Source organism: Luteolibacter sp., from assembly GCF_039920825.1.
Taxonomy (GTDB): Bacteria; Verrucomicrobiota; Verrucomicrobiia; order Verrucomicrobiales; family Akkermansiaceae; genus Luteolibacter.
Genome location: NZ_JBDSCX010000022.1, coordinates 32,644 through 52,829, shown reverse-complemented (window position 1 = coordinate 52,829; position 20,186 = coordinate 32,644). Strand labels below are relative to the sequence as shown.

The window sequence follows — 20,186 nt, the reverse complement described above, 5'->3', positions numbered from 1 at the left end:
CGTCTCCACGAGAGAATCATCGGGCGTTCAGCGCAGGCCGACAGGCTTATCCAAAATCTCACGCATGACGAAGGCGCGGCGGACCTCGGCGGGATTTTTGAGACGGGCGCGGAGGGAGAGGGGAATCTCCTTGGAAGACTTGGCCTTGCCTTTGGAGGCGATGCGGGCGCGGGTGACGGCGGCTCCGCCGGTGGTGGTTGCTTTGTTATCGTGGAACTGTTGGAGATGCGCGACAAGGTCCTGCTGATGCTTGAGAAGCTTGGCGGTTTCGTCGGCCGCAGTCGCCACAGCCCCGGGAATCGCAGGATAGGAGGTGAAAACCGGCGGCGGCTGGGTGGGCCGTTGAGTCGGTATATTTGTCCGGGCAAGCGGCGGCGGAACAGACGGCGCGGGCCGCACCATTTTCTGATAGCTGCCATCCGGCTTGTCGCGTTCTCCGAAATCGGCGGCGGTTTCCTCTTCGGTGGCTTCCTTGGTCTTCGCTTCGAAGCGTGATTTCAAGATGGAACCCACCACCAGGGCGATGATGACGACGAATTTGAAATGTTCGAGAATCCAGTCCATGGCGGTGATTCCGGTGATTGAATAAGGGGATCAGGCGCCTTCCGTTTTCGAAATGTTAGTGCGCATTTGGGTGTCGGATTTCACATTTTCCATTTTGTAATAATCCATCACGCCGAGGTGGCCGCTGCGGAATGCTTCGGCAATGGCGAGCGGGACCTGGGCCTCGGCCTCGACGACCTTGGCTTTCATTTCCGCGACGCGGGCGATCATTTCCTGTTCAAGGGCAACAGCCGCGGCACGGCGGATTTCGGCCTCGGCTTGGGCGATGCTTTTGTTGGCCTCGGCCTGGGCTTCCTGAAGCTTGGCGCCGACGTTCTCGCCGACGTCCACATCGGCGATGTCGATGGAAAGGATTTCGAACGCGGTGCCGACATCAAGTCCACGGTGGAGGACGACTTTGGAAATGGAGTCCGGCGATTCGAGGACAACTTTGTAAGTTTCCGCCGAACCGATGGTGGTGACGATGCCCTCGCCGACGCGGGCGATGATGGTTTCCTCCTTCGCGCCGCCGACGAATCGGTCGAGATTGGTGCGGACGGTAACGCGAGCCTTCACTTTCACCTGGATGCCGTCCTTGGAAACGCCGTCGATGGTCGTGCGTCCGGATGCGGGGTTCGGGCAATCGATGACCTTGGGATCAACGGAAGTGCGGACCGCTTCAACAACGCTTTTTCCGGAGCCTTTGGTGGCGAGGTCGATCGCGCAGGTGCGGTTCCAATCGAGGACAATGCCGGCCTTCTGTGCGGCAATGAGGGCTTGGATGGACGGGATGACATTTCCGCCCGCGAGGTAGTGGGCTTCGATGTCGTCGATGGGGATTTCAATGCCGGCCTTTTTCGCGGTGATCCGGGCGTCCACCACCATGCCGTAGGGAACCTGGCGGAGACGCATGGCGACGAGATCGGTGAAACCGACATAAGCACCGGCCAGCCAGGCACGCAGCCAGACGCTGAAGAAGGAAATGATGATGCCGAAAAGCACAAGGCCGGCAATGGCGATGACAACGAGGATGATGGTGGGAAGCATGACGTGTTATTTTAGTTAGATTTTGGAACGCTGGGTGACGATGAGGCGGAAATTATCCGCGCCGATGATTTCAAGAATCGAGCCGACGGGAGCCTGGCCGGATTGGCAGAATGCTTCGTAGCGCTCGCCGTCCACGCGGACGTAGCCACTCGGTGAAAGCAGGGTGAGGGCCTCGGCGGATTTTCCGACCAACTCGACTGCTTCTTTACCAACCGCGGCGGTGACACCGGTGACTTGCGCGGTGAGGAAGGCCCGTTTGCCCCATTTGGTTTTCGGGAGATAGCTGAACTCGAAATACAGAACCAAGCCACCCAGGGTGAACGCGGTTATAACAGCGATAAGTCCGCCGATGCTTCCAAAGTCCATGAATGCGCGAACACAGCCGCCGAACATCAGGAGAGCGCCGAGGACGCCAAGCACACCACCGGGCACCACGACCTCGGCGGCGATCAGCAGGATGCCGACGGCAAAAAATAGAATCAGAGCGGTCATGATAGAACCTCCACTGTCAGCCCGAATTCCGCCACGCCGGTGACCTTCACCGGCGTGCCGACATTTGCGTATCCCACGGCGAGCTTCGCCTCGTAGCGCCTGCCGCCGATTTCCACCTGGCCACTCGGGAAGAGCGCGGTGGCGGCGATTCCGCTTTCTCCGATCAAACTGGCCGCAGCAGGTTCATCGACTCCGCCCCCGACCAGCGCGCGGGCCAATCCCGGTTCTCCGCCGACAACCGCATCCAAAACCATATGGCCCCAGAGCCCTCCGCGAGGAAGGAATCTGAGGAGGGCGAGGAACAACACCACCGCGAGGATGACGCCGCCCATCACGGTCGCCAAGGGCCGGAAAAACACGCCGCTCGCGAATGGAATCGGTTCACGCGGCCACAAATCAGTCATCGCCCACACCAGCGACACGAACATCAGCAGTGCTCCGGTTAGACCAAGTGCCAGCGTGCCTGGAAAGAGGACCAGCTCGATTGCGAGCAGGCTGACGCCGAGCATGAAAAACAACACCGGCTCGTGACCGGACAACCCGGCGACGAACTGGCTGAGGAAAACAACGCCTAACAAAACAATGCCGGTGATCCCGAAGACGCCGAATCCCGGTGTCTTGAATTCGATGAACAGCGCCAGCAGCCCCAAGGACATCAACACGGGAGTAATCGCAGTCAGATACTGGGCGGCCTGCTCCGACCAGGTGACTTCCAGCATTTTCACGGAGTAGTTGCCGTGGCCCTGGAGTTTGTCCAACAGATCGTCGAGATTGTCCGCGATGCCCGCCCCTAACAACGGCTGGGCGGGATCGCCGTAGGTTTTCATCGCTTCCAGCGCGGTGAGCGAAAGCAGCCGGCCCTTCTCCTTGATGACCTGGTCGCCGATCTTGAATTCGGAATCGCTGTCGATCATCGCGGAGATCACCTCGCCACGGTAGCCTTTGCCCTCGGAAATCGCACGCATCCGAGCGGTAAGGTAGCTGACAAGTTTTCCCTTCATCGTTTCCCCGATATCGCCGCCGTCGGAAAGGACGGGAGCGGCCGCGCCGATGACCCCGCCGGGGGCGAAATAGATTTCATCGGTGCCGGCGGAAATGATCGCCCCGGCGGACATCGCCTCGCGGTTGATGTAGGAAACGGTTTTGCCCGGGAATTTTTCCAGCGCCTTGAGGATTTCGAAAGTGACGTCGAGCTGGCCACCGGGCGTCTCGATGTCGAGCACAACGGTATCGACCTTTTCCTCGATGGCTTCCTTCAACCCGCGACGGATGATGTAGAGCACCGGCTTCGCGATTTCTTCGTGAATGGGAATCACCACGACTTTCGACCGGACCGGTTTTTCCACGATCTCGCCGGCCCATACGGAACCGCCGGATAGAAATCCCAGAACCGCCGCGAAGATGCCGGTAAAACCACGTATCACGAAAGCAACATGACCGGATCCCGATGGGCACGCAAGCCTGCCGTCGTTGGAACATCGGAGAAATTTTCCAACAGCCGACCGCTTAATTCCGATGCTGGTCGAGGAGCCAGCGGAACAGCGCCGGGTCATCATAGGTCCGGGTCCAGGAATCGTGTTCGACGCCGGGATAGTAGGTAGCCTTGGGTTTCCCTCCGGCCTTTTCCAGTGCGGAAATCATCTCCTGCGTGGTTCTCACCGGGACCACCGGATCGGCTTCGCCGTGAAATGCCCAAATCGGGACTTCCTTGTATGTCGCAGCGAGCGATGAATCACCACCACCGCAAATGGGGACCGCGGCGGCGATCTTGTCCGGAATACGGCCTAACACATCCCAGGTCGCGAAGCCGCCCATCGAGATGCCTGTCAGATAGAAGCGCTTGGAATCGACCGGCTGTGTGCGGGTGGTTTCATCCACCAATGCCAGCACGCCTTCCAGCAAGGGGTTCGGCTGACCTGCCGCGGACAGGCGCATTTTTTCCATGTCCACGGGAGTCCACCAGCGTTCTTTCGGGCATTGTGGTGCGATCAGGAAAACCGGTTGGTCGAGCTTGGCCATGCCCGTCAGAATCGAATGAACGCCGTGCTTGAGTTGCGCGGTATTGTCATCGCCGCGTTCGCCCGCACCGTGGAGAAAGAGGACGAGCGGATAGGTTTTGCCCGGCTCGATTTTCTCCGGCGCGCTCCATCGGTATTTGACGACGGTGCCGTCCTTGGCGGTGAACTCGCGGACTTCCAATTCCGCTCCCAGCGACAACAGGTTTCCCAACAACGAAACGACCAGAATTCCTAACGGATTTTTCATTGCGGGATGATTTTTAAAATCCGCGGGAGCCGGACGGATGCTCTGACTTCCCGCGGGTAAAGGTGAAAAACGATCAGGCCTGCTTGGCTTGGCCGCCGTTGCGGATGCTTTCGAAGGTTCCTTCGATGAGGGTCTTACCTTGTTCGCCGATGTTGTTATAGATCGTGGACATCGTCTGGATAGTGCTGGCGGCAGGGCCGGCGAAGGTGAACTCGCAGTTGACCACTTCGCATTTGTTCAGGGCGAACGCACCGTAGCCGAGAACGACGAAGCGGCAGTTGGTGAAGTTGCAGCCCTCGTATTCGTGGAAATCGAGGATTACTTCTTCGTTGGTGAAATTGTTGTTGGAGATTTTCATCAGTATTTTTATGGGTTGAAATGACGTTCGCTGTCTGGAACGCGGAGATTCAAGGGGTGTTGTCAAATTTGTGCAATGCGATAAACCGATGATTCTTGAAACAATGGCGACAATAGCGTCACCTACCGGCTGTCTAACCGAAAAACCTGTCCCGAAGTGTGGGGAAGCTGCTCATGAAGAAAGCGAACGAATCCGGCGACCGCGGCAGGAGTATTGAACCGGCCGAGATGATGGGAATCGAGAATTTCATCCCGTCGCTGTGGCGACACCAAGCGCGTCATCCGGGTTTCCAGAAACCCGGGCAGGATGGCATTCACCCGGATGTCGTGGGCTCCATGGCGACGGGCGAGTGATTCGGTGAGGCCCAGCAACGACGCTTTCGCCGCCGCATAGGCGGCTTGCCCAACCGGGGGATGAATCGCCGAATAGCTCGAAATGAAAACGATGTGGCCTTTTCCCTCCTCGATCATGCGGGGCAATACCGCATCCGCACAAAGCGCCGCGCCGTGGTAGTTCACGGCTAGCACTTCGTCCCAAGCATTTTCAGTCACCGCGAGCAGGCGACCGTCGCGGGTAATTCCGGCGGCACAGACCAAGAGGTCGACCGGACGGGATTTAAAAAATCCGCGAATGGCTTTGGAATCCGCGACATCGAGTTCGGAATGGCTCGGTGCGGAGATGTCCCACTCCGGCGTGGCAAACACATCGACGATCGCGCTGCCCAAGCCGCCGCTGCCTCCGGTGATGACCAAGTGATTCACGTCCCGGAAGATTGGCCCGGTTCAAATCCTCCCGACAAGCACGGGCATTTCGAAGAACTTCGGAAAAGGCTGGGAATAACATCCGAACGGCCGGGCGCAATCCCGATCGAAGCTGAAAATCCATGAGTCATTGAGAGGTCATACAGCTTGTTGCCCAACTTGTTCTTCCCGTGGAACCCGCATGGTGAAGCTGGGGAACAGCCCTTTTCCCGACTTATGCCCACTATGAAGAAGAAGATCTTATAGGTTCAAAAAACAAGAAATCATCAAGAGAAGAGCAAGCAAGGGGTAGAAATAGATAGGTCCCATAAGTCGCACGAGACCTATAGGACCTATCTGGATGAGCTTGGCTGTAAAGGCTCAGAGCAGCATCAGGGCGGGCTGTTCGATGAGTTTCTTGACCTCGTTGAGGAAAGCAGCGCCGACGGCTCCATCGACGACGCGGTGGTCGCAGGAGAGGCCGAGGTTCATCCGCATGCCGGGAACGATCTGGCCATTTTTCACGACGGGCTTTTCGATCGCGGCACCGACCGAAAGGATTGCGGCTTGTGGCGGGTTGACGATGGCGTCGAAGGATTCGATTCCCCAGGCACCGAGGTTGGACACAGTGATGGTTCCGCCGTCGAATTCATCAGGTTTGAGTTTCTTGTCCTTGGCGCGGACGGCGAAGTCTTTCACGGCGCGGGAAATAGCCAGGAGCGATTTGCTTTCCGCTTGTTTGATCACGGGGGTGACGAGTCCGTCTTCGACGGCGATGGCGACTGATAGTCCGACGTGTTTGAATTTCACGATGTGATCGCCGGCGAAGGAGGCGTTGACCGCAGGCACGGCTTCGGTGGCGTTGATGACAGCCTTGAGGATGAAATCGTTGACCGAGTATTTGTTGCCGTGGGTTTTCTCGGCTTGGGCGTTCACTTGCTGGCGGAGAGCCATCAGCGGAGCGGCATCCACTTCGACGTGAAGATAGAAGTGGGGAATCGTGGTCTTGGAAGTGAGCAGCCGGGAAGCGATGATCTTCCGCATTGAGCTCAGTTCGATGCGCTCGTCGCCTTCCTTTGCGACCGGGAGAATAGCTGGCGCTGCCGAGGCTGGGGCGGCTGCCGGTGTTGCGGCTTTGGATTTGATGGAGGCGGCGAGGGCTGCGGCGGCTGATGCTTCGGATGAGGGTGCGGTGCTGGTTTTTGCTGGCGAGCTGGCAGCGGCTTCGACATCACTTTTCACGATGCGGCCGGCAGGACCAGACCCGGCGAGACCTGCAAGGCTGACACCCGTTTCCGCGGCGATCTTGCGGGCGAGCGGGGAAGCCTTGATGCGATCGCCGTTTACCTCGGCGGTCGCGGCAGGCGTGCTAACAGGAGCGGCGGTCGCTGCCACCGGACTTGCGGGAGTGGCGACGGCGGCTTGAGCGGCTGGCGCTGCATCTCCGGAGTCGCCATCGAGAACAGCGAGGACCGAGCCGATGTTCGCTTTTTCCCCTTCCTTGATCAAAATCGAAGTGATCACGCCTTCATCGAAAGCTTCCATTTCCATGGTTGCCTTGTCGGTTTCGACTTCTGCGAGGATGTCGCCGATTTCGACGGTGTCGCCGACTTGTTTGTGCCATTTGATGAGGGTGCCCTCGGTCATGGTATCCGAGAGTTTAGGCATTTCGATGTTCACAGACATGATATTGATAGGGAATGGAGTCGCAGGGAGAATGGGAAAAAGTCAGGGTATTTCCAGCCTTTTTACCGGGAGAATTGGAAACAAAAAAGCGCGGGGAGCTTGAGACTCCTCCGCGCTTGGAAAAATGACGGGATGATCAACTTACGGGGTCACCACCACGGGGCCGAGTGGCAGCGGTTTCATGGTTGGAATCAGACCGATGTTCGGGCTGCCAACGGAGCCTTGGGCACTGGCCATCCGCATGGTGGATTCGGAAGTGCTGCCGCAGCAATCCTTCTTCGGGCAGTAGTAACGGGCGCAAATGCCGCATGGGATACGGACCTTTTTGGTCACTGTCTTGTAGCGGGGAACCTTCTTCTCAATGGTCTGGACCATTCCGCCCTTGCCGCTCTTCGAATCGCCAGGGGTGTAAACTTCCTCGGTGACGACATCATACGCGCAGGTTTTCACCTGATGGGTTTCGGTGCGGTAACCGGCACTTTGCGTCAGTGATCCGAACATCGAGCAGCATGAGGAAAAGCCGAGGGAGACGGCCACAAGTGAAACGAGAAGAAGGAGGTTTTTCATGTGAGGTAGTGGTTAGTGGAAGAGAGGGATTTAGGATTTTTTACATGCAGCAGCAGGAAGTCAAACTGAGAGCGAACGCAGCTGCGGCAATGATGGTTGTTAGACGAAGGAACATATCGAAGATGCTAGGAAGTGGGAAGACGATGGCAATAAAAAAGACGGTCTGGTTTTAATGATCGTCAAGTGGACGGTTATTCGGACCGGTTGGATTCAACGCATTGAAAGAACCTTTTCCACGATCCGCCTTGGATTTGGAAGTTGTTCATTTTCAATGTGTGGTGAGTAAATCGCGGGAGCATCGATGGTCGTGACCCGTTTGATTGGAGCATCCAGATAGTCGAAGGCATGTTCCTGGATGAGATGGGACACCATGGCGGATACACCACCGAAGCCTTTGGATTCGTCCACGAGAACCACACGATTGGTTTTCATCACGGTCTTGAGGATGGCTTCCTGGTCGAGCGGACGGATGGAGCGGAGGTCGAGAACTTCGGCATTGATGCCGTGCTCGCTCTGGAGGGTTTCCGCAGCGGCCAGTGCCTGGATGACGGAACGGCCGTGGGCGATGATGGAGATGTCCGAGCCTTCACGCTTGATATCGGCGAGTCCGAGGGGAACCACGTGATCGCCGGCGGCGGGATCCGGCACCTCTCCGGTCATGCCGTAGAGAAGGGTGTTTTCCATGACGTAAACCGGATCGTTGTCACGGATGGCCGCCTTGATGAGGCCCTTGGCATCGGAGGGTGTCGCAGGCACGCAAACCTTGAGACCCGGAAACGCGGCGAACAAACCTTCCGGAATGTGCGAGTGGGTGGCGCCAACTCCGGTTCCGCCGTTGGCGGGGCCACGGACCACGATGGGGCAGTTGGCAAGACCACCGGACATGTAGCGGACGCAGGCGGCGTTGTTGACGAGCTGGTCGAAAGCAACCGAATGGAAGGACCAGAACATCAACTCCATCACCGGGCGGACGCCGAGCATGGAGGCACCGATGCCCATGCCGATGAAGCCGGCTTCGGAGATGGGGGTGTCGACAATGCGTTTGTCGCCCCATTTTTGCCAAAGGCCTTCGGTCACCTTGTAGGCACCGTTGTATTGGGCGACTTCCTCGCCCATGACGACGACGTTCGGATCGCGGGCGAGTTCTTCATCGAGGCCTTCGCGGAGGGCTTCACGGTAGGTGAGGATGCGTGACATTGAAATGCGTGCGGGGAAAATGGATTGCAGGAAAAGGAGTGCTGGCGAGGGAATCAGTCGTTGAAGAAGTGACGGCCGATTTTTGAGGCGGGCGTGTTGTTATCGGTTTCCCAATAAACGTCGGTGCTGATGTCGGCGATCGTAGGAGCGGGCGACTCTTCCGCGAAATGGACGGCGTCGGCAGCTTCGGCATTCGCGTCCTGCTTGATCTTGGCAGCGGCGTCCTCGGTGAGAACCCCTTCGCCAATGAGGCGGCGGAGGAACACGGCGATGGGATCGTGGTTCTGCTTGTAGTTGGTGATTTCCTCGGGAGTCCGGTAGCCACCCTTGTGCTTGGAGTCGGCGACGCTGTGGCCGTAGTAGCGGTAGGTGTCGATTTCCAGAACGGTGGGGCGGCTCAGGTTGTGGGCTCGCTCGACAGCAATCTGGGTCTTGGCGCGGACCTCATAGATGTCGGATCCGTTTACCACGTCCCATTCCATGTCATAACCTTCCGCGCGTTGGGCGAGGCATCCACGGTAGGAGGAGGAACGCTTTTGGGATGTGCCCATCGAGTAGCCGTTGTTCTCGATGATATAGATAACCGGGATGTCGAAGAGAGCGGCGATGTTGAGGGATTCGTGGAAAGCACCCTGGTTCACGGCACCGTCGCCGAGGTAGCAAAGGCAGCAGCCTTTTTTGCCGAGGTATTTGACCCCGTAGGCAAGACCGAGGCCGAGCGGGGTCTGGCCGCCAACGATACCGTGGCCGCCCCAGTAGTTCTTGTCCGGAGCGAAGTAATGCATCGAACCGCCCTTGCCCTTCGAGCAGCCGGTTTGCTTGCCGTAGTTTTCCGCCATGCACTCCCGCATGCTCATGCCGGAGGCCAGGCCATGACCATGGTTGCGATAGGCCGTGATGACGTGATCATCCTCCCCGCAAAGGGAAATGGTACCGACCGCGACGGATTCCTGACCGATGTAGAGGTGGAGAAATCCACCCATTTTGCCAGCGGTGTAGTATTTGAGCGATGTCTGTTCGAAAGCCCGGATGCGGACCATCTGGGTGTAGAGCTCGATCTTCCGCTGTGGAGTCAGCGATTGGTTGATCGGCGAGCTGGCGAAATCAAGGCTGGAGGAACTGGCGCTGGTCATGATTGGCGTTGAGAGAGGAAAGAAAAAGGGGAGGGATCACTTGGCGAACACCGGGTCGGAAACCGCGGTCGTCGGCTTGGGCATGCGAAGTTGTGCAACGGCGAAGATTCCGGTGAAAAGAACATTGGCGACGGTCAGATTGCGGAGGAAGACCCAGGACGGAAGGACATCGCCGGGAGCGCCTGTCCAGAGCGACTGTGTGAGGCCGGTGAGGGTTTTCGCATAGCGTGGATCGGTGAGCCAGGCACCACTACAGGTGATGAAGTGGAAGGCAAGGGCGGCTGCTGCCGAGCCGAGCAGGAGGGTCGGGATACCGCGCTTGGAGAGGGATTTTCCCAGGAAGAAAGTGCCCACGATGGCGAGGCCGGTGGTGAGGAAATCGAGTGGGTTTGCCGTGTGGCCGAAACCGAGGGGAAAGGTCACCGCCCAAATCCCGAAAGGAATCGCGAATCCGCGCCAACCAGGGGCCAACAGGGCACCGCAAAAAAACAAGGCAAGCAGCGGTTGGAAATTTGGCAGGGATTCAGGGAACGCGCTGCCCACCATGCGAAAGGCAATGAGGAGCCCCACGATCAGGACGAGCGGCAGATAACGGTTCATGACGGGGGGAGAATTGTGGATTTTTTGAGGCGCGGCTAGACCAAAATCCAGCTTTGTAAAAGGTTTTTCATTTCCGAATGAACGTCATCCCGCTACCGTTTTGAAATGAATTGGGACACCCTGGTCGATGCGGCATGGCAGGCACGCGAAGCAGCCTACGCTCCATATTCAAATTTTGCGGTGGGAGCCGCCCTACTTGCCACCGACGGACGGGTCTTTACCGGCTGCAACGTGGAGAACATTTCCTACGGGCTGACCAACTGCGCGGAGCGGGTCGCCATTGGCGCGGCTGTGGCCGCCGGCGTTCGGGATTTTCTGGCTGTCGCCGTAGTGGCGGACACGGGTGTCCCGATTTCACCCTGCGGAGCCTGCCGTCAGGTGTTGGCGGAATTCAGGGTTCCCAGTGTGATGCTGGCCAACCGGACGGAGCGGCTGGAGTTCACCTTGGAAGAACTGCTTCCTCGGGCATCCTCAGGGATTCTGGATCGTCCGGAGTGAAAATGTTCCACGTGGAACATCAAAGTTTCCAAGCTTGAGCGTCCGTGGCGTTGGACTACATTGCGCGTCCCACGATGTTTCGATTTCCCAAGACCTATGATGTGATTGTAATCGGTGCCGGCCACGCCGGTGTCGAGGCCGCCATGGCCGCCGCCCGTCTCGGTGCCGAGGTAGCCATTCTCACCCAAAATCTGGATACCATCGGCCAGATGTCCTGCAACCCGGCCATCGGCGGACTCGCGAAAGGCCATATGGTCCGGGAGATCGACGCCCTCGGTGGCATCATGGGACTCAACACCGACGCCACCGGCATCCAGTGGCGCATGCTCAACGCCTCCAAAGGCCCGTCCGTCCGCGCCCCGCGTGCCCAGTGCGACAAGAAGGCCTACCAATTCCGCATGAAGCGCGAACTGGAAGCCATGCCTGGCGTCGAGATCCACCAGGGAAACGTCGCTGATATCCTTGTCGAAAATGACCGCGTCATCGGCATCGCCACCTCGCTCGGCATGGAAATCGCCGGAAAAACCGTGATTCTCAGCGCCGGCACCTTCATGGGGGGCCTCATGCACGTCGGCTTGAAGAATGAAAAGGGCGGACGGATGGGTGATGCCACCTCGATGGTTTCCGAATCCCTCAAACGCCTCGGCTTCGAGGTGGAGCGTTTCAAAACCGGCACGCCCTGCCGCCTCAACGCCCGTTCCATCGATTTTTCCAAATGCGAACGCCAGGACGGAGACACCCCGGTCCCCAAGTTCAGCTTCATGGCCGACACCCTCCAAAAGGGCGAAAACGACCTCTTCACCCTGAACCCATGGGGCGACCCGATGTTCCACGTGGAACAAATGCCCTGCTGGATCACCTACACCAACCCCCGCACCCACGAGATCATCGCGGGAAATCTGCACCAATCGCCGATGTATTGTGGTGTGATCGAAGGCGTCGGCCCACGCTACTGCCCGTCCATCGAGGACAAGGTCGTCCGCTTCGCCGAAAAGGACCGCCACCAAGTCTTCCTCGAACCGGAAGGCCGCCACACCCTCGAATACTACGTCAATGGCGTCTCCACCTCCTTGCCTTACGAGGTACAGCTCGATTTCCTCCGCTCCATCGTCGGTTTGGAGAAATGCGAAATTCTCCGGCCAGGCTACGCCGTGGAGTATGATTACTGTCCGCCGACCCAGCTCCGCCCGACGCTGGAAACCAAGAAAATCGAAGGTCTCTACTTCGCCGGCCAGATCAACGGCACCTCAGGCTACGAGGAAGCGGCAGGGCAGGGGCTCATCGCCGGGGCGAATGCCGCCCTCAAAGCCCTCGGCCGACCCGAGTTCATCCTCGGCCGCGACGAAGCCTACCTAGGCGTCATGGTCGATGACCTCGTCACCCGCGGCTGCACCGAGCCCTACCGCATGTTTACCAGCCGGGCCGAATACCGCCTGCTGCTCCGCCAAGACAATGCCGACCTTCGTCTCACGCCCCGAGCTGCAGCCATCGGCCTCGCCAGCGGGGAACGAGTCCGCCGGGTGGAGGAAAAGCTTGCTGCGCTGGAAAAGGCTGACCCCTTCGTCCGCCAGACCACCCATGAGGGCGTCAAACTCGACCAATGGTTCCGCCGGACTGAGAATTCATGGGAAACCCTGCCTGAGAACGTCCTCGAAATGTTCCACGTGGAACTTTGGCCGCTCATCGAGACAAATTTCAAATATGAAGGGCACCTCGGCCGCCAGCAGATGCAAATCAATCGCATGGCTCGCCAGGAAGGCAAACGCCTGCCCGCCGACCTCGACTACACCACCATCCGCGGTCTCAAAAAGGAAGCGCAGGTCCGTTTCTCCGAGATCCGACCCGCGACCCTCGGACAAGCCGGCCGCATCCCCGGGATCACTCCTGCAGACCTTGCAATGCTGGTGGTCTGGTTGGAGAAATTGGAACGCGAGGCGGTTTCCGAAACCCCGGTTCCCTAAAAGCGCCGCAGTTTCATCCCGTGACAGTCCGCGCAGGTTTCCACTCCCGGTAAGAACAGCCCATGACAGCGGGGGCAGTAGCTCACAGCCTCAGGCTCCGATGAACGATCCGGTGCCGTATCGAACTCCTCAATCTCGCGACCGCAGCGAGCGAGCGCACGGACGAGGGGAATTCGCAGTGCATTGGCACGTCGGTTGTCACCGGTGACGCCGGACATGGGATGCAATACGCGACGCACAAAACCACCGAGCCAAGGGTTGTCGAAATCACCTGACGACAGAATCAATCCCACCGGATGGGTCGTCCCCACGGCATGCACCGAGGCCATCTCCATGGCCCGCATCGCGTGAAAAGGAACGATCAACGCCAACAGCGCATCCGTCCGCAGTGCTGATCGTGCGCCGGGATACACCCGCTTCCCGAGCCACCACAAATGGCAACCTGTCCAAGCCATCACGCACCACAGCCACAGCGCTAGTACCAGCGTCGGCAGAGTGCCCAGTTTCACGTAGGCCAGTGGCAATCCTGCGAAAAACCCCAAAGCGAGAACCGGTCCGTAGATTCGCAAAGGACTGGATACCAATCGCCAACGCTTCCACTCGCGGGCTGCCCGGCTAGGAGAGAAAGCCAACCACATCGCCTGGCGGGCCGCTGCTTCCGGGGCTTCCCCGCGCTGCTTTGCCCGTCGCAGGATCTCGATGCAGCGCTTGGAGGTGATCCGAATTTTCCGGTTGCCGACGAGGAGATGATGGGTGTCCTCCTTCAGATCTTCCCAGCCGATGCCGTCCAGGATCTCAATCCGACCATCCGTTGTCTCCAGAAAAAGCCCATTTTCATCCGCGAACAGGGAAGGGGCTTGGCAAGGGGCGAGCCCGAAATCCGGAGGAAACGGCAGCATCGGCACCAACCCGATCTCGCGGGTAGCGATCAGACTGGTGGGATCCAGCGCCTTCCAACGATTTCCAAACCACCGCTTTCTCAGCGCGATCCCGCGCAACGGCAGCCACAGCGTGGATTCCCAAAAATAGAGCAGGATCGCCACCAAGGCGAACTCAACGAAGGCCGGCATTGATGGATCCGGATTAAATCGACTCCTTGGTCTTGCCGACGAAGATGCGCTTCAGGAAGGCGCCGATTGCAAGCACCCCGACGATGATGGGCTTCAACAGCTTGCCCAACAGCCCGGATTTCGCCGCGACCAATAGCCCGCCGCCCACGATCAGTCCCGTGAGACCATATTTCGCGATCTTGTCGCCGCTGGTGAACGAGGCGTAGGACTCTTCCTTTTTGTAGCTGAATCCCGTGAGCAGCTTCTGGTATTCCGTCACGACCGTAGGCAATTCCGCCTCGCTGCACACAAGCACCACATCCATCACCCCGCGGCGACCGAGAACCTTGGTCTTGTAGTTCACCACCTCACCACCCGACCCGCTGCGCAGGCGGATCGCCCATTCCAAATTGTGGGTCGTCGGGTTGTAAAACGGCGGAGTCTGCCACCCCAGAACCTCCAGAGTGGGCATGCCGCGCTCGGTGAGCTGCTTGTTTGCCTGCACCTGGCCTTCCTTCAACTGCTCCAGGATTTCGTTGGCATCGAGCTTGTCCTTCTCATCGTCCTTCACGTAGCCGATGTCATCGAACTCGAAAACCGCGAACCAATCCATGTTGAGCGGCGAAACGTAACCAAGCTCCGTGCCACTCGTCAGGTTGCCGAAAGCTTCCATCAGCTTGACTGTTCCTTGCGTTCCCGTAAATCGATAACCCGTTGGAACATTGAGGGTTGCGAGACTTCCAAGCGATCCCGCCCCCTCGGTTTTCCAGTCGATGCTTTTGACGAGTTTCACGAACTCGTCGTTCTTCGCTTCTTGCGCCGGAGTGGCTTCAGGCGCTTCGGCCGGTGCTTGGGCGACGGCGGAAAGACTCGCGGCAATGGCGAACGTGGCGCCACACAGGATGAAATGGAGTTTGGACAACATGGTTTCGGGCGCTTGTTAGTTTTTGAGGTGCGACCCGTTGGTTATGTCCGGTTTACTATCAAATGGCAAGAAGCAAGGGCTCATGCGGCGCATTTTCCGTCGCACTGGCTACGAGGTTGAAATCTGTCCGAGCGAACTTGCTCTACCTGTACTTCTATCAGGTCGATCTCCACGAAACGTGATTTCCCAGACCTCTAGTCATTTGTTTCGCCGTTCATCCGGCGCAGCGATTCGAGGTAGGCGTTTTTCGGTGCGTGTTTCACCGGAAGCTCTTCCGCATCCAGCATCGTCTTTACCCGTTGCTGGCTCTCGGCGATCAGGCTCTTGATCAACGACGCCTCGGGCAGGTTTTTCCAATATTTATTCGGCATCTCGGACCGCATCGCGTTCACTTTAAGCCGTGCGGGATTGAAGATGCTGCCGTAGTAGGCGCGCCACAGATCATCCAAAGCGTCTTCGTCCGGCGCGGTTTCCTTGGAGACTCCCGGCGTGAAATGCAGCGTGCCTCCATCCCAATGCGCGCACTCGTGCGGCGTGAGAATCGACCAGTCCATGCTGGCGAAACGTTTCACAAAAAACGGCGAACCCAACCGGATCGTCTGATAGACCGGCTCGAACCACGCGACAAACTGCTCGCGTCCCGTTTCCTCATCCACACCCACCCGCCGGAATCTAACGAAAGCGTGCATCTTGTGAATCTCCCGTCCCACCGCCTTGCACCATTGCTGGACGAGCCGCGTGTCCGGGTCGGTCGGAATTTCCAGCAGGCGTTTCTCTCCACCATGCGTGATCCGCCACGCGATGCGATACAGCACGCCCCACCTCCGCGGATCGGTGTGGGCCGCGGCGCTTTTTGCGATGTCAAAAAACACCGCCGGAACTTTCGGAGCTTTTCCCGGCACCGGTGAAACTTGGGTATTATCACCAAACAACGAAACCTCCGCCGCATCATCACACCAAAGGACGTCGCCGGGATTCACCGCCGCGGCCAGCAATCCCCGGGCGGCATCGCGCCAGGATTCGAAGGTCGGCTGGATGGGGATGCTGCGCATGCGAGTGTCAAATCTCCCCGCTGATCACGGAGGCGGTGTCCGCCTGGGTGGGCGCGGGATTGTCGAAGTCGAGTTCGAGCTGTTTCGGCGGCGGCAGGAAACGCTGGCGGAGCGAGTCGCTGTCGAGCCCTAACAAGGTGGGCGTGTGGTCGGCGGCGATGATGAATGGCAGGACCTTCTTCATCGAGAGACGCAACAGCACCAGATCGGCGAGACGCAGCCGGGTGAAACGCCGGGCTCCGAGGATGCGTTCCACATTTCTAACACCGAGACCGGGAATGCGCAGCAGTTGCTCGCGGCTGGCGCGGTTCACGTCCACCGGGAAGGTGTCGCGGTTTCGCAAGGCCCACGCGAGCTTCGGATCGAGCGCAAGGTCAAGATTGGGCGCGGTGGGATCGGTGATTTCATCCACCTTGAACCCGTAGAAACGCAGCAGCCAATCCGCCTGATAGAGCCGATGCTCGCGGACGAGCGGTGGAGGCTTGAGCGGCAGGAGGGACGATGGTTCCGGGATGGGGGAAAACCCGGAATAATAGACGCGGCGGAGTTTGAACCCGGTGTAGAGCGTGTCCGCGCGCTGGAGGATCACCGAGTCCGTGGAGTCATCCGCGCCTACGATCATCTGGGTGCTCTGCCCGGTCGCGAAGGGCGGTGGTTTGACGGAGCTGCTGGAATTTTTCTTTTCCTCGAAGCGTTCGTCGATCTTCGTGCGGATATGGGCCATCGCATCCTGGGTGCGGGCGAGATTTTTCTCCGGCGCGAGCGTGGCGAGGCTTTTTTCGCTCGGCAGCTCGATGTTGATGCTGATGCGGTCCGCATAGCGCCCGGCCAACTCGATGAGCGCGGGCGAGGCTTCGGGAATCGTCTTAAGGTGGATGTAGCCGCGGAAATGGTGGACTTCCCGCAGCGTGCGCGCCACCGCGATGACCATCTCCATGGTATGATCCGCGCTGCGGATGATGCCGCTGCTGAGGAAGAGCCCCTCGATGTAGTTCCGCTTGTAGAAATCCAGCGTGATCTGGACGACCTCCTCCGGCGTGAATCGCGCGCGTTGCACGTTGCTGGAGCGGCGGTTGATGCAGTAGTGGCAATCGTAGATACAACCGTTAGTGAGTAACACCTTGAGCAGGGAAACGCAGCGGCCGTCCGGCGTGTAGGAGTGGCAGATACCCATGCCGCCGGTGGAGCCCACGCCTTTTCCGCCGAGCGAATCCTTGCGCGCCGCGCCGCTGCTGGCGCAGGAAGCATCGTATTTCGCGGCGTCCGCGAGGATTTCGAGTTTGCGGATGAGTTCCATCAGAGGGTGGCGAGAAAGAATTCGGCAGCGCGGCGGTGGGCGGCTTGTTTGGCGGGTGGCATTTTCATCCAGGTCCGCGCCATCATGGACAACCGCGGGTTTGTTAGGAAAAACTCCGCGTGATCCGCGATGAAGGTCCAGAACAGGCCATCCCAGATTTCGCACCACCAACCCTTCGATTCATCGGACATTTTCAGAACGTAGTTGGAGCCGGAGAGATAGGGTTTGGTGGTGAAAGTGCCGCCATCGGCGAACTGGGACATGCCGTAAATGTTAGGCACCATCACCCAGTCATAAGCGTCGATGAAAAGTTCCATGAACCAGCGGTAAACATCGTCGGGCCGGATCCGGCAGAGCAGCATGAAATTTCCGAGAACCATCAGCCGTTCGATGTGGTGGCACCATCCGTCCGCAAGCAGTTGGCGGATCACGCGGTCCACCGGCGGGATGCCGGTGGTTCCGTCATAAAACGACGCGGGCATCGGCCGGTCGAAGTTCCAGAAGTTCCGCGTGCGGATGGCGGGACCGCGGTGCTGATAGATCCCGCGCATGAACTCGCGCCAGCCGATCACCTGCCGGATGAAGCCTTCCAGCGAGTTGAGCGGAACGTGGTCGCGGCGGTCGAGGACCCGGCGGATCACGTCCTGCGGATCGAGCAGGCCGATGTTGAGCATAGGCGTGATGGCCGAGTGATAGAGGGTGGCGTGTTCGGTGGAGATCGCGTCTTCGTAGAGGCCGAAATTCTCGAGACGCTCGTCGAGAAACCGCTCGAACCACGCCGAGGCATCCGCCCGGGTGACCGGCCAGCGGAACGCCGTCGCGGTCCCGTGGCTGTTAGGAAAGCGGCGTTTCACATACTCCGCGGCCTCGCGGGTGAAACGGTTGGGGCTGGAAACCGGCTCCGGCGGCGGGACGTGGCGCTTCGGGAGTTTGGCGCGGTTTTCCGGATCGAAAGACCACTTGCCGCCCTCGGGCGTGCCATCGGGAGCGATGAGAATTTCCATGCGTTTGCGCTGGGCCTCGTAAAACCGCGCCATGAACGGCTTTTTCGGCCGCCCGGTGTGGTGGTGGAGGAAATCCGACGGAGTGAGGAAATTCGGCGATTCATGGACGATCAACCCGATGCCCCGGCTCGCGGCGAAGCGGCGGATGCGCGTCATCAACACGTCATCCACCGGATCCGCGAGGTGCAACGCACGCACGGTCTCCGGCACGACGGATTCTAGCAGATCAGTGCTGGAAATTTCCGATGTCTCGGGCGCATCGATGTAGCGGACTTGATGACCGTATTCCGCCAACTCGGCTTCATAGGCTTTCATCGAGGCGCGGTGCAGCATCCGTTTTTTCACGTGAACCGACAGCGGCCAGCGCGGGTCGTTGCCGAAAACGAGCGGGTCTTCGATCAGCAACACCAACCGCCCCGGTTGGACGGCCGGGTGGGGGTGAAACAACTGGTTCGGATAGACGAGAGCGGCTTCCATGATCCTGCTAGAAGGTGCGGACCGATGACAGCCCGCCGTCCGGGCGGAGGATCTGGCCGGTCATGAATTTCGATTCTTCGGAAAGCAGGAAAGCGGCGAGTTTCGCGATATCCTCGGGATCGCCGATTTGTTGGAGCGGGTGACGTTTCGCCGCGGCCTCGCGTTTCGCATCGGTATTCAGCAAGTTTTCCGCGAGTGGGGTGGCGGTCAGCGAGGGGGCGATCACATTCACGCGGATCTTCGAAGCGAGTTCGGCGGCGAGGGAAAGCGCGAGACCCTCGACCGCGCCTTTCGCGGCGGAAATCGAGGCATGGAACGACATGCCCTGCGCCACGGCCACCGTGGAAAAAAGCACTACCGAGGCGCTCGGCGCGGCATTCATGGCGGGCAACGCGGCTTGGATCGCATGGACCGCTCCCAGGCAGTTCACCTGATAGTCATGCAGGAAATCCGCAGCCGTTAGGCGGTGGAACGGTTTCAGGGTGATGCTGCCGGGAAAGTAGATCAGCCCGTCGAGCACCTCGGGAAGATCCAGCGACCCCGGGGACAAAGCATCGAATGGCTGCACGGAAATTCCCATCCCGGCGAGCGGCCCGGCCGTCCGGGCGGCGGCGGTGATGCTGTGCCCGGCGGAAACCAGCAGGCGCGCGGTGGCCGCGCCGATCCCTGAATTTCCGCCGATGAGGAGATAGCTTCTTGGCATCCCGGAATCTGGGTGGCAATCCTCCCCGGTCAAGGTGGTGATTTTCTCTCCCAAGGAAATGCGGGGCCAGTGCCCCGTAGCACTACTCCTCACCAGCCGAACTCGGGGATCTGGCGGGATTTGTAGAGGTGCTCGTTGTTGAATTGGAACGAGTAGTAGGCGGATTTCCCGTTCGGCGCGGTGAGCAGGATCGGCTGGGTGGCGAAGGCGGGGTCTTCGTTGCCGGAGCCGTAGGTCTGGATTTTTTGGCCCATGACGGTGACGAATTCCTGATCCTCCGTCCGGACCCGCGGGTTGTCCTGGCCGTGATAGAAAACCTCCACCACATCCTTCGGCGAGCCGTCCTTCACATAGCCGACGCGGCTGTAACCGGTGACATCGAGGAACGGCTTGCCATCGCCCTGCACATGCCAGCCCGGAGTGATCACGCGCGGCAGCGTGGCGGACTGCGCTTCCTTTTCCCGCTCTATCACAAGGTCCTTGCGGGCGGCGGCCGGGTCCGGTGCCACGCAGGAAACGATGCAAAGGCCTAACGCGGCGGAGAGAACTAACAGTGGCGTGTTTTTCATGATGGGCTGTTTCGTTAGGAGTT

Annotated in this window: 21 protein-coding genes; 2 read left to right on the top strand and 19 right to left on the bottom strand. The window is 59.2% G+C overall.

Going from position 1 to position 20,186, the window contains the following annotated elements; all coding sequences use genetic code 11:
- Nucleotides 1-27: 27 nt before the first annotated feature.
- The 12 genes from ABIQ96_RS05510 to ABIQ96_RS05455 all read right to left on the bottom strand — a co-directional run bounded on the left by ABIQ96_RS05510 (nucleotide 28) and on the right by ABIQ96_RS05455 (nucleotide 10,628).
- Complete coding sequence (locus ABIQ96_RS05510; RefSeq protein WP_348213557.1) at nucleotides 28-564, bottom strand: hypothetical protein; 537 nt, start codon at nucleotides 562-564, stop codon at nucleotides 28-30.
- A 30-nt stretch (nucleotides 565-594) separates the two neighbouring features.
- Nucleotides 595-1,590 (bottom strand): flotillin-like protein FloA, encoded by a 996-nt coding sequence (floA, locus tag ABIQ96_RS05505; protein ID WP_348213556.1) that lies wholly within the window; start codon nucleotides 1,588-1,590, stop codon nucleotides 595-597.
- Between the two features lie 15 nt (nucleotides 1,591-1,605).
- On the bottom strand, nucleotides 1,606-2,082 hold the full coding sequence (locus ABIQ96_RS05500) for an NfeD family protein (RefSeq protein ID WP_348213555.1): 477 nt from the start codon (nucleotides 2,080-2,082) through the stop codon (nucleotides 1,606-1,608).
- Nucleotides 2,079-3,506, bottom strand: coding sequence for an NfeD family protein (locus ABIQ96_RS05495; protein WP_348213554.1), 1,428 nt, complete (start codon nucleotides 3,504-3,506; stop codon nucleotides 2,079-2,081). The genes ABIQ96_RS05500 and ABIQ96_RS05495 overlap by 4 nt, the downstream gene beginning before the upstream one ends.
- A gap of 82 nt (nucleotides 3,507-3,588) precedes the next feature.
- Nucleotides 3,589-4,347 (bottom strand): dienelactone hydrolase family protein, encoded by a 759-nt coding sequence (locus tag ABIQ96_RS05490; RefSeq protein WP_348213553.1) that lies wholly within the window; start codon nucleotides 4,345-4,347, stop codon nucleotides 3,589-3,591.
- A 73-nt stretch (nucleotides 4,348-4,420) separates the two neighbouring features.
- On the bottom strand, nucleotides 4,421-4,705 hold the full coding sequence (locus ABIQ96_RS05485; RefSeq protein WP_348213552.1) for a hypothetical protein: 285 nt from the start codon (nucleotides 4,703-4,705) through the stop codon (nucleotides 4,421-4,423).
- Nucleotides 4,706-4,827: 122 nt separating this feature from the next.
- Nucleotides 4,828-5,466, bottom strand: a complete 639-nt coding sequence (locus ABIQ96_RS05480; RefSeq protein WP_348213551.1) for an SDR family NAD(P)-dependent oxidoreductase — start codon at nucleotides 5,464-5,466, stop codon at nucleotides 4,828-4,830.
- A gap of 360 nt (nucleotides 5,467-5,826) precedes the next feature.
- On the bottom strand, nucleotides 5,827-7,131 hold the full coding sequence (locus tag ABIQ96_RS05475; RefSeq protein WP_348213550.1) for a dihydrolipoamide acetyltransferase family protein: 1,305 nt from the start codon (nucleotides 7,129-7,131) through the stop codon (nucleotides 5,827-5,829).
- A 141-nt stretch (nucleotides 7,132-7,272) separates the two neighbouring features.
- Nucleotides 7,273-7,698: a hypothetical protein gene (locus ABIQ96_RS05470; RefSeq protein ID WP_348213549.1), complete on the bottom strand. Its 426-nt coding sequence runs from the start codon at nucleotides 7,696-7,698 to the stop codon at nucleotides 7,273-7,275.
- A 210-nt stretch (nucleotides 7,699-7,908) separates the two neighbouring features.
- Nucleotides 7,909-8,895, bottom strand: a complete 987-nt coding sequence (locus ABIQ96_RS05465) for an alpha-ketoacid dehydrogenase subunit beta (RefSeq protein WP_348213548.1) — start codon at nucleotides 8,893-8,895, stop codon at nucleotides 7,909-7,911.
- Nucleotides 8,896-8,948: 53 nt separating this feature from the next.
- Entirely contained in the window at nucleotides 8,949-10,028 is a 1,080-nt protein-coding gene (locus ABIQ96_RS05460; protein WP_348213547.1) for a thiamine pyrophosphate-dependent enzyme, read from the bottom strand.
- A gap of 36 nt (nucleotides 10,029-10,064) precedes the next feature.
- Entirely contained in the window at nucleotides 10,065-10,628 is a 564-nt protein-coding gene (locus ABIQ96_RS05455; protein WP_348213546.1) for a DUF6580 family putative transport protein, read from the bottom strand.
- A 105-nt stretch (nucleotides 10,629-10,733) separates the two neighbouring features.
- Between ABIQ96_RS05455 and ABIQ96_RS05450 the strand changes: the two genes are divergently transcribed.
- Complete coding sequence (locus ABIQ96_RS05450; protein WP_348213545.1) at nucleotides 10,734-11,126, top strand: cytidine deaminase; 393 nt, start codon at nucleotides 10,734-10,736, stop codon at nucleotides 11,124-11,126.
- Between the two features lie 74 nt (nucleotides 11,127-11,200).
- Nucleotides 11,201-13,087, top strand: coding sequence for a tRNA uridine-5-carboxymethylaminomethyl(34) synthesis enzyme MnmG (gene mnmG, locus ABIQ96_RS05445; protein ID WP_348213544.1), 1,887 nt, complete (start codon nucleotides 11,201-11,203; stop codon nucleotides 13,085-13,087).
- On the opposite strand, the gene ABIQ96_RS05440 is transcribed toward mnmG, so the two are convergent.
- The 7 genes from ABIQ96_RS05440 to ABIQ96_RS05410 all read right to left on the bottom strand — a co-directional run bounded on the left by ABIQ96_RS05440 (nucleotide 13,084) and on the right by ABIQ96_RS05410 (nucleotide 20,163).
- Nucleotides 13,084-14,133 (bottom strand): hypothetical protein, encoded by a 1,050-nt coding sequence (locus ABIQ96_RS05440; RefSeq protein ID WP_348213543.1) that lies wholly within the window; start codon nucleotides 14,131-14,133, stop codon nucleotides 13,084-13,086. The two genes, mnmG and ABIQ96_RS05440, sit on opposite strands and share 4 nt — an antisense overlap.
- Before the next feature lie 37 nt (nucleotides 14,134-14,170).
- Complete coding sequence (locus ABIQ96_RS05435; RefSeq protein ID WP_348213542.1) at nucleotides 14,171-15,061, bottom strand: DUF2167 domain-containing protein; 891 nt, start codon at nucleotides 15,059-15,061, stop codon at nucleotides 14,171-14,173.
- 194 nt (nucleotides 15,062-15,255) lie between these two features.
- Nucleotides 15,256-16,113, bottom strand: coding sequence for a TIGR03915 family putative DNA repair protein (locus tag ABIQ96_RS05430; protein ID WP_348213541.1), 858 nt, complete (start codon nucleotides 16,111-16,113; stop codon nucleotides 15,256-15,258).
- 7 nt (nucleotides 16,114-16,120) lie between these two features.
- Nucleotides 16,121-17,410, bottom strand: coding sequence for a putative DNA modification/repair radical SAM protein (locus ABIQ96_RS05425; RefSeq protein ID WP_348213540.1), 1,290 nt, complete (start codon nucleotides 17,408-17,410; stop codon nucleotides 16,121-16,123).
- Nucleotides 17,410-18,891 carry a cryptochrome/photolyase family protein gene (locus tag ABIQ96_RS05420; RefSeq protein ID WP_348213539.1) on the bottom strand — a complete coding sequence of 494 codons (1,482 nt, stop codon included), beginning with the start codon at nucleotides 18,889-18,891 and terminating at the stop codon, nucleotides 17,410-17,412. The genes ABIQ96_RS05425 and ABIQ96_RS05420 overlap by 1 nt, the downstream gene beginning before the upstream one ends.
- A 7-nt stretch (nucleotides 18,892-18,898) precedes the next feature.
- Nucleotides 18,899-19,594 carry an SDR family oxidoreductase gene (locus ABIQ96_RS05415; RefSeq protein ID WP_348213538.1) on the bottom strand — a complete coding sequence of 232 codons (696 nt, stop codon included), beginning with the start codon at nucleotides 19,592-19,594 and terminating at the stop codon, nucleotides 18,899-18,901.
- Between the two features lie 89 nt (nucleotides 19,595-19,683).
- Nucleotides 19,684-20,163 carry a hypothetical protein gene (locus ABIQ96_RS05410; protein WP_348213537.1) on the bottom strand — a complete coding sequence of 160 codons (480 nt, stop codon included), beginning with the start codon at nucleotides 20,161-20,163 and terminating at the stop codon, nucleotides 19,684-19,686.
- Nucleotides 20,164-20,186: the final 23 nt, after the last annotated feature.